This is a genomic window from Pseudomonas sp. NPDC079367, assembly GCF_044542195.1.
GTDB lineage: Bacteria > Pseudomonadota > Gammaproteobacteria > Pseudomonadales > Pseudomonadaceae > Aquipseudomonas.
In genome coordinates this window covers 1-12950 of the sequence record NZ_JBITTW010000026.1, presented here as the reverse complement: position 1 = coordinate 12950, position 12950 = coordinate 1, and the positions used below count along the sequence as shown (strand labels likewise).

Here is a 12950-nt window from a genome sequence, read left to right as displayed (position 1 = left end):
AATGACAATCGAGTGGATCTGCAAACATCACAGCGATCTGGGTAAAGAGCAGCTGTACGCGCTGCTGAAGCTGCGATCGGACGTGTTCGTGGTCGAACAGAAATGCGCCTATCCGGACCTCGACGGCCAGGATCTGGAAGGCGATACCTACCATTTGATGGGCTGGGAGGACGATCAGTTGATGGCTTATCTGCGCCTGCTCGATCCGGAATCCCAGGGCGGCGACGTGGTGATTGGCCGTGTGATCACCGCGCCTGCCGGTCGGGGCAAAGGGCTGGGCCACGCAATGATGGAACAAGCGCTGAAACAGGCGCAAAAGCATTGGCCGCAGGTGCCAATCTATCTATCGGCGCAGGCGCATTTGCAGGGGTATTACGGTAGGTACGGCTTTGAAGTGGCGGGTGAGCAGTATCTGGAGGATGGCATTCCCCACATCGGAATGCGTCGCTCCTGAGGCCCTTTGCAAGCAAGCTCGCGCGCACATTTGACCATGCTCTGACTGCAGAAGCCGGTCCACTGTGGGAGCGGGCTAGCTCGCGAAGACGTCAGTCTCAGGTACTGCAGACATCACGGATATTCCAGCACCGCTTTTATTTGCCGCAAATTGCGCTCGATCCACCCGCGATCAATTGCCCCCCATTCGCGAATTCGATAGCGCCCGGCATGATTGCGCGCGCCCTGTTCCTGTTCGAATTCACAAACGATATCCAGATCGGCCAGCGCGGCGATGGTGTCCTGCGCCGTGCGTCGAGGCATGCCGGTGACTTCGGTCAGCGTCGGCACACTTGGCGCCAGGCCGCTATCGATCAGATAAGCCACGTATAAACGGCGGTAGAAACTGCTCTTGGTCTTGCTGACGTCCATCCACATCTTCCTGATTGGTTAAACCTGCATATCCCGCCACGTCAGGTACACGCGCAGATCGAACTCGATCTGGTGATACCCGGGCAACATGTGCTCGCACAATTTATAGAACGCCTTGTTGTGGTCTGATTCCTTGAAGTGCGCCAGTTCGTGCACCACGATCATCTTCAGAAAGTCCGGCGCGGCGTCCTTGAACAGCGAGGCGATGCGGATTTCCTTGTTGGCCTTCAGCTTGCCGCCCTGCACTCGCGAAACCGTGGTGTGCAGACCGAGGGCGCGGTGGGTCAGGTCGAGGCGGTTGTCGAACAGCACCTTGTCGATGGCCGGCGCGTTACGCATGTACTGCTGCTTGAGATCCAGCGCGTAGCTGTACAGGGCCTTGTCGCTTTGCACGTCATGTCGCCCCGAATAGCGCTGATCGAGGTAATCACCCAGCCGCCCTTCGGCGATCAATTGGCGCACCTGATCCTGCAAACGCTCGGGATAGGCCTGGAGGTACTTCAACGCAGTCATGGGCGGGCAGCACGGTTGGAAAAAATGGTGCGCCAGTGTAGCGAATTCAGCCGGGCAGCGCGCTCCAGTCGAACGGCTCGGCGAAGCGGACGGCCTCCTCGGCGACCAGGGGTCGCGCCACCAGAAAGCCCTGCACGTATTCGCAGCCATGGGCTTGCAGCCACCGATATTGCTCGACGGTTTCCACCCCTTCGGCGATTACCAGCAGACCGTATTGCTTGCACAGGTCGATGACCATACGCACCAGTGCAGCGTCGCGCGGCGAGTCCGGCAAGCGTGCGATCACGTGGCGGTCGAGCTTCAGCGTGTCCAGTTCCAGATCACGCAGATGCGCCAGTGAGCACGGCCCGGAACCGAAGTCATCCAGCGCCACGCGCACGCCGAAATGACGCAACAGCCGCAGCTGTTTGCGGGTTTCATCGGGGTTTTGCATCAGAGCTTCTTCGGTGACCTCGACTTCCAGCTGACGTGGCTGCAGGGCATGGCGCTCCATGACCTGGCGCAACTCGGTGACCAGATTCGGCAGGCCGAACTGGGTGTTGCTGAGGCTCACACCGAGCACCAGATCATCAGCGAACAGCCTTTCCCAGGCTTTACGCTGGCCAGCGCCACGGTGATAGATCCAGCTGCCGAGGCGACTGATCAACCGTGCCTCTTCCAGCAGCGGCAGAAACAGCCCCGGCGGCACATCGCCGACACTCGGATGCTGCCAGCGCAGCAGCGCTTCGAAGCCACGAATCCGCCCACTGCCAATCGCGACCTGCGGCTGATAGACCAGATTGAAATCGCGATTCTCGATGGCCTCGCGCACGCTGTCTTCAAGCATCAGGCGCGAGCGTGCGCGGCCGTTCATTTCAGGATCATAGAAGCGATATTGCTGACGCCCGGCACGTTTGGCTTCGTACATGGCAATGTCCGAGGCGCGCAGCAAGCCATCAAGATTGCGGCCACAGTCGGGATAGGTGGCAATGCCGATGCTGGCGCCAAGGACAATATCCAGACCTTCGATCTGCTGACAGACCGACACCCGTTCGATGAGCTTCTCGGCAATTTTCGCCGCTTGCTCGGGAAACTCCAGATCCAGCAGCGCGGTAAATTCATCGCCGCCCATGCGCGCGAGAATATCGAAGGGCCGCAGGCACGCCTTCAGTTGTTCGGAGACCCAGCGCAACACACGGTCACCGGCATCATGCCCAAGTGAATCATTGACCCGCTTGAAACCGTCGAGATCGAGATAGAGCAACACCCAACTGCTGTCGCTGCGCTCCCCGCGCAACAGCAGGTTTTCCACGGTCTGGTAGAACCCGCGCCGGTTGAGCAGGCCGGTCAGCGGGTCGGTCACCGCCTGGAACTCCAGCTGCTGGTGCAAGTGACGCACCACCGACATGTCCAGCACAGTCACCACCATCGCGTGCTGCTCCGAGGGCAGCGGCGCGCAGGACAATGCCACCGGCACTTGCTGCCCGGGCGCAGTACGCAGCAATGCATCATGCAGGCGCAGGGTTTCGCCGCGCTGGTAGCCGGCGTAGAACTCGGAATCGGCCCACAGCGCAATGTGCGGTTTCTGCAGGAAATCGAGAAACTCCTTGCCTTCGAGTTCCTTCACCGGCGCGTTGAGCAGCCGCGAAATCGCCGGATTGGCAAAGCGGATCACGCCGTCCTCGCTCAGCACCAGAATGCCTTCGGCGGCGTTATCCAGCACCGAGGCGTTGAAGGCGCGCGCCACTTCCAGGTCATGACTCAGGCGCTGCAAGGCGCGGCGGTTGCGCTGGTGCTCAAGCAACGCCTGGACCTTGGGCTTGAGGATTTGCGGATCGAACGGCTTGAACAGGTAATCCACCGCACCGCTGGCGTAGCCCTTGATCACGGCATCCTGGGATTGCTCGTTGGCGGTGAGGAAAATGATGGGCGTCAGCCGCGTGCGCTGGCTGCCGCGCATCAGCCGCGCGACCTCGAAACCGTCCATGCCGGGCATCTGCACATCAAGCAGGACCAGGTCGATATCGTGTTCGAGCAAAAGGTTGAGCGCCTCGAAACCCGAGGCCGCGGTCATCACGTGCCAATCCTGCCGCTGCAGCAAGGCGCGCATGCTGATCAGATTTTCGGGGTAATCATCGACGATCAAAAGGACCGAGCTGCCTTCACCTGGCTGGGGTTGCGCGCATTCCATGCTGCTTCTCTTTTCGGGACCGGTTGCCGGCAAAACCATAGACATACTGAGCCTTCACTCTAGTCGCGGATGCGGCAAAGCAGAAGCTGCCGCTTCGCCATCATTTGGCCAATGTTCCATCGAGCCGACTAACGGTCACCGCTACAGCCCCCGAAAACCGGGGAGGATGGCATTTCGACAGGATGTTGACGTCAATCAACCGCCGGACGGGCATTAACAAAAATAGCCGCTACGCTTATAAAGGCGCCCCGAAAAAGGCGCGGGCTAGAGCTTCTGGCACCCGCGTTCAGGATGAATCGAGTGGAAGAACCGACATGATCGATCTCGCAACCTGGAACCTCAGCGTTCCCGTTGGCAGCCCGCCGTACACCGTCGAAACCGAAAAACTGGTGAACGGCTTCAAGGATCAATACTTCCATTCCGACACCGGCACCTTGTTTTTCTGGTCCCCGGTTACCGGGTCAAAAACCGAAAACGCCGTGTACCCGCGCACTGAACTGCGCGAAACCTATAGCAACGGCACCCTGCGCAACTGGTACTACCCGGACGCCGATAACCTGCTGCGCGCGACCCTCGCGGTAAACAAAGTGCCCAGCTCGGGCAAGATTGTCATCGGCCAGATTCATGCGTACGAGAGCCAGCGGCCGATGGTCAAACTCGAATACCAATACAAAACCAAAACCGAGACCGGCAACCTGGTGATCAAAGTGCGCATGCGCCCCGATGACGAAGAAAGCCGCGTCATAACCCTCGCCACCGGCATCAAGCTCGATCGCGAATTCAACTACCTCATCCACTTGAGCCCCGGCGGGGCGCTGGGCGTGAGTGCGGCAGGTTATCAGTGGGATTCACAGGTCAGCGCGACCTGGCGGGACAAGCCGTTGTATTTCAAAGCCGGGGTGTATGTGCAGGACAACACCGGATACACCAGCGAGGGTGGGCAGGTGACGTTTACCAAACTGGATATTGATCACGACAAGTAACGCAAATCCTACTGTAGGAGCTGCCGGAGGCTGCGATCTTTTGATCTTGTTTTTGATTCTAAAAAGACAGAATCAAAAGATCGCAGCCTTCGGCAGCTCCTACCTTTAAACAGCGCTGTTTAGAGCTGTCAGCGGTTACTTCCGGATGCTTACAACAGCTTGCGTCGTTGCCTACCACTACGCCAGAATTCGCCGGCTTGTGCGCCTGGCGGGCCATCGGTAACTTGATTCGTGTCACTGATTCCCAGTGATCGGGTTTAGTAGCCCGCGGTTTCAAGCGTGATGCACAAGCATCTGTCAGTCGGGGATTTCGATTCCTGCGCTTGATGGCAGCTGTGCGCAGGGCACCTTCGGGTGCGCCGGCTTGCTCGAAACCCCGGTCTACTAACCTGCGTACAGTTGCCTCCACTTTGATTAGTAGCCAGAGCGGAGGCACTCCAATCAGGTTTCGAGCAAATGACTAAATCAACGCCACACCCGCCGGTCACCGACCCGGCCTCGCCATACGAATCCCTCAACTCAAAAAAACTCAACGACGCCGCCGAACGCGCCCTCGACCACTACCTCAACCCCGTCACCCTTATCATGGCGAGCACCAACGAACCCGAGCCCATGTACTTCGCAAACCCGAAATACAACACCGAATCCCTGCTGGCCAACGCCAGCGAAACCTTGGGCTCAGCCAGCGTCATGCTCAACAACTTCGCCGCGATGCTCGACAACTCGCATCGCAAAACCGCGCTGGGGATCGCGCAGGTCGTCATGCTCGGTGAACTGGCAGTGAATCAGGCACTGGATCACGTTGAACTGAAGGAATAGTCACTGATAAAGGACTCTTCGTCGACGAGCTCACCGTCAATCCAGCAGTCATGCCCACGCTTGAAGAGATAGCGGAAATATTTGTTTAATTACGCCCACAAAAAAACCCGCCTCTCGGCGGGTTTTTTCATGTCAGCTCAACACTCAGGCTTAGTTGACCTTCGCGTTCAACTCACCCTTCAGATAACGCTGGTACATCGCTTCCAGCGAGATCGGTTTGATCTTCGAAGCATTCCCGGCAGTACCAAACGCTTCATAACGCGCAATGCACACGTCACGCATCGCAGTCACGGTGGCGCCGAAGAATTTACGCGGATCGAATTCGCTCGGGTTGGTGGCCATCAGGCGACGCATCGCACCGGTGGATGCCAGGCGCAGGTCGGTGTCGATGTTGACCTTGCGCACGCCATGCTTGATGCCTTCGACGATTTCTTCAACCGGTACGCCGTAGGTTTCTTTGATGTCGCCGCCGTACTGGTTGATGATCGCCAGCCATTCTTGTGGCACCGAGGAGGAACCGTGCATCACCAGGTGGGTGTTCGGAATGCGCTTGTGGATTTCCTTGATGCGGTCGATCGCCAGCACGTCGCCGGTCGGTGGCTTGGTGAACTTGTAGGCGCCGTGGCTGGTGCCGATGGCGATGGCCAAGGCGTCGACCTGAGTGCGCTTGACGAAGTCGGCGGCTTCTTCCGGGTCGGTCAGCATCTGACTGTGATCCAGAACGCCTTCCGCGCCGATGCCGTCTTCTTCACCGGCCATGCCGGTTTCCAGCGAACCCAGGCAGCCCAGCTCGCCTTCTACCGAAACGCCGCAGGCGTGGGCCATGGCCACGGTCTGCTGAGTAACGCGGACGTTGTAGTCGTAGTCGGTCGGGGTCTTGCCGTCTTCGCCCAGCGAGCCGTCCATCATTACCGAGCTGAAGCCCAGCTGGATGGAGCGCTGGCAGACGTCAGGGCTGGTGCCGTGGTCCTGGTGCATGCACACCGGGATGTGTGGGAATTCTTCGATCGCGGCGAGGATCAGGTGACGCAGGAAAGGCGCGCCGGCGTATTTGCGGGCGCCGGCCGAAGCCTGGACGATCACCGGGGAGTCAGTCTTGTCAGCGGCTTCCATGATGGCGCGCATCTGCTCAAGGTTGTTGACGTTGAAAGCTGGAACGCCGTAGCCGAACTCGGCTGCGTGGTCCAGCATCTGGCGCATGCTGATAAGTGCCATTGTGTGTGTCTCTCCCGGTTGAGGGTCGTTGATCGTGCCAGCCTGCCGGAGCGGCGGCGGCTATTCAAGTTAATGCAGATCGGGGGTTGAGGCCCGGGCTGCGAATTCGGTGATGCAAAATCTCAAGAACTACAGACAACCACTGTGGGAGCGGGCTTGCTCGCGAATGCGGTTAAACATTCAACATCTTATGCGAGCTGATCCACCGCCTTCGCGAGCAAGCCCGCTCCCACATCTGGATCGCTGTGAATCAAATCAATCGTCTTACTCGGCTTTACAACCACGGCCAATCAGGTCATTGGTGGCGACCCAGTACACCAGGCCTTCATCACCCTTGACGTGGAACGCCAGCATGCCGTCGCTGTACAGCGTGCCCGACGCGCCCGGCTCTTCTTTCAGGCGATAGACCTGATCGCCGCCGCCCAGTCGCACATCGACTTCCTTCTGGCCGGCATCGGCGTAACGCCACAGCACCTTGGCCTGGCTGTCGCAGGTCCAGGTGGTCCAGTTGTCCGCCGGAGCAGACGACTGAAACAGGTTCAACTGCGCGCAACCGCCCAACAATGCCAACGCCGCAATGGCGATCAAGCCTTTCATCCGTGTTCCTCGGCTGACGGCGCACGCCGCCAGCCCTGAGTTAAGAGTCAGACCCGTCAAGGACAACCATGTTCCTTGGCCGGGCTTTGCGTCTCGTATTTCTCCAGACCGTCCGGCCCGGATCGCTTGTTCAGCACCGGGTTGGTTTCGGCCTGCCAGTCGGCCTGATAACAGCCCTTGTGCGGCTCGCTCGGTGCTGGCGTCGCGTCGGCCTTCGGGGTACTCCCGCAGGCCGCCAGCGTACCGCTCAGCAACAACAGCGCTAACGACTTGACCATGTGAACACTCCTTTGCCTGGCCAAACGGGCGGCCTCAGGCCTTGGCCCGGCTTTCCAGGACTTCGACGGCCGGCAGCACCTTGCCCTCGACGAATTCGAGGAACGCGCCACCACCGGTGGAAATGTAGGAGATTTGCTCAGCCACGCCATATTTATCGATCGCCGCCAAGGTGTCGCCGCCGCCAGCAATGGAGAATGCCGAGCTTTCAGCAATGGCCTGAGCAAGCACTTTGGTGCCGTTGCCGAACTGGTCGAATTCGAACACGCCGACCGGGCCGTTCCACAGAATGGTTTTCGACGATTTCAGCAGCTCGGCGAAGTTGGCTGCGGTTTGCGGGCCGATGTCGAGAATCATGTCGTCAGCCGCGACGTCAGCGATCAGCTTGACCGTGGCTTCGGCGGTTTCGGCAAATTCCTTGGCAACCACGACATCAACCGGCAGCGGCACGCTGACCTTGGCGGCGATGGCGCGCGCAGTGTCGAGCAGATCCGGTTCGTACAGCGATTTGCCCACCGGGTGACCGGCCGCCGCGAGGAAAGTGTTGGCGATTCCGCCGCCGACGATCAGTTGATCGCAGATCTGGCTCAGGCTGTTGAGCACGTCGAGTTTGGTCGAAACCTTGGAGCCGGCAACGATGGCCGCCATTGGCTTGGCCGGTGCGCCCAGGGCTTTGCCCAGTGCGTCCAGTTCAGCGGCGAGCAGCGGGCCAGCGGCAGCAACTTTGGCGAACTTGGCTACACCATGCGTCGAACCTTCGGCGCGGTGTGCGGTGCCGAAAGCGTCCATCACGAACACGTCGCACAGAGCGGCGTATTGCTGGGCCAACTCGTCAGCGTTCTTTTTCTCGCCCTTGTTGAAGCGCACGTTTTCGAACAGCACGATGTCGCCGGCCTTGACGTCAACGCCGCCCAGGTAATCGGCCACCAGTGGTACTTCGCGGCCCAGCGCCTTGCTCAGGTAGTCGGCGACAGGCTTGAGGCTGTTCTCGGCAGAGAACTCGCCTTCGGTCGGACGGCCAAGGTGCGAGCAGACCATCACTGCCGCGCCTTTTTCCAGGGCCAGCTTGATGGTCGGCAGCGAAGCCAGGATGCGCGCGTCGCTGGTGACAACACCGTCCTTGACGGGAACGTTGAGGTCTTCGCGGATCAATACGCGCTTACCTTGCAGATCGAGGTCGGACATCTTCAACACGGTCATGGGTCGCACTTCCTACGGTTTTTTTGAAGTTGCTGTTTGCAGATAGTGGTCTGCAACGTCCAGCATTCGGTTGGCAAAACCCCACTCGTTGTCGAACCAGGCCAGAATGTTCACCAGTTTGGGGCCGGAGACACGGGTCTGGCTGGCATCGACGATGGCCGAATGTGGGTCATGGTTGAAATCACAGCTGGCGTGCGGCAACTCGGTGTAGGCCAGCAGGCCTTTGAGCGGGCCGCTGATGGCGGCTTCGCGCAGGATCCGGTTGACCTCATTGGCGTCAGTCGCGGTGGCGGTCTGCATCGTGATGTCGAGGCAGGACACGTTGACTGTCGGTACACGCACGGCTTTGGCCTGAATTCGCCCGGCAAGTTCCGGCAGCAGGCGCTCGATACCGCGCGCCAGACCAGTGGACACCGGGATCACCGACTGGAACGCCGAACGGGTGCGGCGCAGGTCTTCGTGGTGATAGGCGTCGATCACCGGCTGATCGTTCATTGCCGAGTGAATCGTGGTGATCGACACGTAATCGAGGCCGATCGCCTGATCGAGCAGACGCAACAACGGCACGCCGCAGTTGGTGGTGCACGAGGCGTTGGACACCAGCAATTCGTCGCCGGTCAGGCAGTCCTGATTGACGCCGTAAACGATGGTGGCGTCGACATCCGCCTCGCTGGCCATGGGCTGCGAGAACAACACGCGTGGCGCGCCAGCGTCGAGAAAACGCTGGCCGTCTTCACGGGTGTTATAGGCACCGGAGCATTCGAGCACCAGATCGACGCCCAGCGACGCCCAATCGATGCCTTCGGGGGTGGCACTGCGCAGGACCTTCACGCAGTCGCCATTAATATGCAGACAATCGCCTTCCACCCGCACTTCGCCGGGAAAACGGCCGTGGGTGGAGTCAAAGCGTGTCAGGTATTCGATGCTGGCCATGTCGGCCAGATCGTTGATCGCGACAATTTCAAACCCGGCCTTGTCGCCGCGCTCGAACAACGCCCGCAAGACGCAACGACCAATGCGGCCGTAGCCGTTGAGTGCAACTTTGTAGGGACGCGGTTGAGGCATGGGGTTCTCGATAGAATTCACTGACACACAACCCCTGTAGGAGCTGACGAGTGAAACGAGGCTGCGATCTTTTGATCTTGTTTTCAAGATCAAGATCAAAAGATCGCAGCCTTCGGCAGCTCCTGCAGGAGAACGCGGCAGCCGTAGCCACCGCATTCCTGCTGCTTAGTCTTCCAGCAGCTCTTCAGCCTGACCAAGGATGTTTTCCAGGGTAAAGCCGAACTCTTCGAACAGTGCCGAAGCCGGCGCCGACTCACCGTAGGTGGTCATGCCGATCACGCGACCTTCCAGACCCACGTACTTGAACCAGAAGTCGGCGTGGGCCGCTTCGATGGCGATACGTGCGCTGACCTGCAGCGGCAGAACCGACTGCTTGTACTCCGCGTCCTGAGCATCGAACGCGCTGGTGCACGGCATGGAAACCACGCGGACCTTGCGGCCCTGCTCGGTCAGCTTGTCGAAGGCCTGCACGGCCAGACCGACTTCCGAACCGGTGGCAATCAGGATCAGCTCAGGCTCGCCTGCGCAGTCCTTGAGCACATAACCGCCACGGCTGATGGCGGCAATCTGGCCGGCATCGCGTTCCTGGTGCTGCAGGTTCTGCCGCGAGAAGATCAGCGCCGACGGGCCGTCCTTGCGTTCCAGAGCGTTTTTCCAGGCCACCGCCGATTCAACGGCATCGGCTGGGCGCCAGGTGTCGAGGTTCGGCGTGCTGCGCAGGCTGGTCAGTTGCTCGATCGGCTGGTGCGTCGGGCCGTCTTCGCCCAGACCGATGGAGTCGTGGGTGTAGACGTGGATCACGCGCTTCTTCATCAGTGCCGACATACGTACGGCGTTGCGCGCGTATTCCATGAACATCAGGAAGGTGGCGCCGTAAGGCACCAGACCGCCGTGCAGGGCGACGCCGTTCATGATCGCAGTCATGCCGAATTCGCGCACGCCGTAGTACATGTAGTTGCCGCTGGCGTCTTCAGCGTTGACGCCCTTGCAGCCTTTCCACAGGGTCAGGTTGGAACCGGCGAGGTCAGCCGAACCGCCAAGCATTTCCGGCAGCAGCGGGCCGAAGGCGTTGAGGGTGTTCTGGCTGGCTTTGCGGCTGGCGATGGTTTCGCCCTTGGCCGCGACTTCGGCGATGTAGGCCGAGGCTTTTTCCGAGAAGTCAGCCGGCAGCTCACCGCTCAGGCGACGGATCAGCTCGTTGGCTTCGGTCGGGAATGCAGCGGAGTAGGCAGCAAAACGCTGATCCCACTCGGCTTCGACCGCGCGGCCTGCTTCTTTGGCATCCCACTCGGCATAGATGTCGGCCGGGATTTCGAACGGGCCATAGTTCCAGTTCAGCGCCTGACGGGTCAGGGCGATTTCCGCGTCACCCAGTGGGGCGCCATGGCAATCTTCCTTGCCCTGCTTGTTCGGCGAACCGAAACCGATGGTGGTCTTGCAGCAGATCAGCGTCGGCTGGGCGCTCTTGCGCGCGGTTTCGATAGCGGTCTTGATCTCTTCCGGATCGTGGCCGTCGACGTTGCGGATCACCTGCCAGTTATAGGCTTCGAAACGCTTCGGCGTGTCATCGGTGAACCAGCCTTCAACTTCACCGTCGATGGAGATGCCGTTGTCATCGTAGAAGGCAATCAGCTTGCCCAGGCCCAGCGTGCCGGCCAGGGAGGCGACTTCGTGGGAAATGCCTTCCATCATGCAGCCATCACCGAGGAATACGTAGGTGTGGTGGTCAACGATGTTGTGGCCGGGACGGTTGAACTGCGCGCCCATGACCTTTTCTGCCAGCGCGAAGCCGACGGCGTTGGCCAGACCCTGACCCAGCGGGCCGGTCGTAGTTTCGACGCCTGGGGTGTAGCCGAATTCCGGGTGGCCCGGAGTGCGGCTGTGCAGCTGGCGGAACTGCTTGAGGTCGTCGATCGACAGGTCGTAACCGGTCAGGTGCAGCAACGAGTAGATCAACATCGAGCCGTGGCCGTTGGACAGCACGAAGCGGTCACGGTCGGCGAACGACGGGTTGCTCGGGTTGTGCTTGAGGTAGTCGCGCCACAGCACTTCGGCAATATCTGCCATACCCATAGGGGCACCGGGATGGCCGCTGTTGGCTTTTTGCACGGCATCCATGCTGAGGGCACGAATGGCGTTGGCACGCTCACGACGGCTAGGCATCGCTGATCTCCTGGGTGTGAATAGACTGAAACGGAAAAAAGGAGGGCATTTTCCCTCACCCATGCGCCTCGGGGCAATGACAGATAGTCATCGGCAGGCGTTTTTCCAATCGATAGCACAGGTTTCGCTTGGTGAAACCTTTCCGCTATTCGTTTTGTAGAGACTGCCGTGCGCTGAGAAGTGCCATTTATCGAGCAATATCAAAACTTTTTGATATTGGCCTTGCGATGCTATCCCCCCGTCTCTAGACTGCCAGCCCTATGAACCTACGCGTGCCTTCCATTCGCCATGACGATTGCGACGAGCTGGCGGCCCTGTGCAAGGCCGGCGGCGATCCGCTGCGGCTGAATGTCTTGCGCGCGCTGGCCAACGATTCGTTCGGCGTGCTGGAGCTGGCGCAGATTTTCGGCATGGGCCAGTCCGGCATGAGCCATCACCTCAAAGTGTTGGCACAAGCCGATCTGGTAGCGACACGCCGTGAAGGCAATGCGATTTTCTATCGTCGCGCCCTGCCCCACAGCGAATTGCTCGGCGGCAAGCTGCACGCGGCATTGTTGGAAGAAGTCGACAATCTGGACCTGCCTGATGATGTGCAAGCGCGCATCGAGCAGGTTCACGGCCAGCGAGCCGCCGCCAGTCAGGACTTTTTCGCCCGGGTGGCGGAAAAATTCCGAGCCCAGCAAGACTTGATCGCAGGCCTGCCGCAATACCGTGACAGCGTGCTGGCCCTGCTCGACAAACTGAACTTCAATGGTGCAGCCACGGCCATTGAAGTCGGCCCCGGCGATGGTGCTTTTCTGCCGGAACTGGCCCGTCGCTTCGGCACCGTGACCGCGCTGGACAACAGCCCGGCGATGCTCGAACTGGCGCGTCAGGTGTGTGAACGTGAACAGCTGGCTAACGTCAGCCTGCAATTGGCCGATGCATTGAACGGCACAAGCCTTCAGGCCGATTGCGTGGTGTTGAACATGGTGTTGCACCATTTCGCCGCCCCGGCCGATGCGCTCAGGCACATGGCCGACCTGCTGCAACCGGGCGGTAGCCTGCTCGTGACAGAGTTATGTAGCCACAACCAGAGTTGGGCC

At 60.0% G+C, this 12950-nt stretch carries 13 protein-coding genes; 4 read left to right on the top strand and 9 right to left on the bottom strand.

The genetic code is table 11. The annotated features are described in order from the left end of the window. The first annotated feature begins 1 nt into the window (after nt 1). The gene (locus tag ACIGDJ_RS18950) at nt 2-454 is read left to right on the top strand and encodes a GNAT family N-acetyltransferase (RefSeq protein WP_101161104.1); all 453 of its coding nucleotides are present in this window, start codon (nt 2-4) and stop codon (nt 452-454) included. Nucleotides 455-567: 113 nt separating this feature from the next. Here ACIGDJ_RS18950 and ACIGDJ_RS18945 read toward each other — a convergent pair whose 3' ends face one another. The 3 genes from ACIGDJ_RS18945 to ACIGDJ_RS18935 are packed head-to-tail and all read right to left on the bottom strand — an operon-like array spanning nt 568 to nt 3547. After that, nucleotides 568-864: a helix-turn-helix domain-containing protein gene (locus ACIGDJ_RS18945; RefSeq protein WP_101161107.1), complete on the bottom strand. Its 297-nt coding sequence runs from the start codon at nt 862-864 to the stop codon at nt 568-570. A gap of 18 nt (nt 865-882) precedes the next feature. Further along, nucleotides 883-1377, bottom strand: a complete 495-nt coding sequence (locus tag ACIGDJ_RS18940) for a M48 family metallopeptidase (protein ID WP_312999573.1) — start codon at nt 1375-1377, stop codon at nt 883-885. 46 nt (nt 1378-1423) lie between these two features. Further along, complete coding sequence (locus ACIGDJ_RS18935) at nt 1424-3547, bottom strand: bifunctional diguanylate cyclase/phosphodiesterase (RefSeq protein WP_101161112.1); 2124 nt, start codon at nt 3545-3547, stop codon at nt 1424-1426. A 314-nt stretch (nt 3548-3861) separates the two neighbouring features. On the opposite strand from ACIGDJ_RS18935, the gene ACIGDJ_RS18930 reads away from it, so the two are divergent. Beyond that, on the top strand, nt 3862-4530 hold the full coding sequence (locus tag ACIGDJ_RS18930; RefSeq protein WP_101161114.1) for a polysaccharide lyase family 7 protein: 669 nt from the start codon (nt 3862-3864) through the stop codon (nt 4528-4530). A gap of 456 nt (nt 4531-4986) precedes the next feature. Then, nucleotides 4987-5349, top strand: coding sequence for a DUF6124 family protein (locus tag ACIGDJ_RS18925; RefSeq protein WP_101161116.1), 363 nt, complete (start codon nt 4987-4989; stop codon nt 5347-5349). Between the two features lie 150 nt (nt 5350-5499). Here the strand turns inward: ACIGDJ_RS18925 and fba are convergent, their stop codons facing one another. From fba to tkt, 6 genes are all read right to left on the bottom strand, one after another. Next, nucleotides 5500-6564 carry a class II fructose-bisphosphate aldolase gene (gene fba, locus ACIGDJ_RS18920; protein WP_008081027.1) on the bottom strand — a complete coding sequence of 355 codons (1065 nt, stop codon included), beginning with the start codon at nt 6562-6564 and terminating at the stop codon, nt 5500-5502. 264 nt (nt 6565-6828) lie between these two features. Beyond that, nucleotides 6829-7161 carry an MliC family protein gene (locus ACIGDJ_RS18915; protein WP_093097536.1) on the bottom strand — a complete coding sequence of 111 codons (333 nt, stop codon included), beginning with the start codon at nt 7159-7161 and terminating at the stop codon, nt 6829-6831. A gap of 56 nt (nt 7162-7217) precedes the next feature. Further along, on the bottom strand, nt 7218-7439 hold the full coding sequence (locus ACIGDJ_RS18910; RefSeq protein ID WP_101161117.1) for a hypothetical protein: 222 nt from the start codon (nt 7437-7439) through the stop codon (nt 7218-7220). A 34-nt stretch (nt 7440-7473) separates the two neighbouring features. Beyond that, nucleotides 7474-8637 carry a phosphoglycerate kinase gene (locus ACIGDJ_RS18905; protein ID WP_090287056.1) on the bottom strand — a complete coding sequence of 388 codons (1164 nt, stop codon included), beginning with the start codon at nt 8635-8637 and terminating at the stop codon, nt 7474-7476. Nucleotides 8638-8649: 12 nt separating this feature from the next. Further along, nucleotides 8650-9702: an erythrose-4-phosphate dehydrogenase gene (gene epd / locus ACIGDJ_RS18900; RefSeq protein ID WP_312999584.1), complete on the bottom strand. Its 1053-nt coding sequence runs from the start codon at nt 9700-9702 to the stop codon at nt 8650-8652. Nucleotides 9703-9867: 165 nt separating this feature from the next. After that, nucleotides 9868-11865: a transketolase gene (tkt, locus tag ACIGDJ_RS18895; RefSeq protein WP_312999585.1), complete on the bottom strand. Its 1998-nt coding sequence runs from the start codon at nt 11863-11865 to the stop codon at nt 9868-9870. Between the two features lie 260 nt (nt 11866-12125). Here tkt and ACIGDJ_RS18890 point away from each other — a divergent pair. After that, nucleotides 12126-12950, top strand: an 825-nt coding sequence (locus ACIGDJ_RS18890) for an ArsR/SmtB family transcription factor (protein ID WP_397504590.1), incomplete at its 3' end; no start/stop codon positions are given.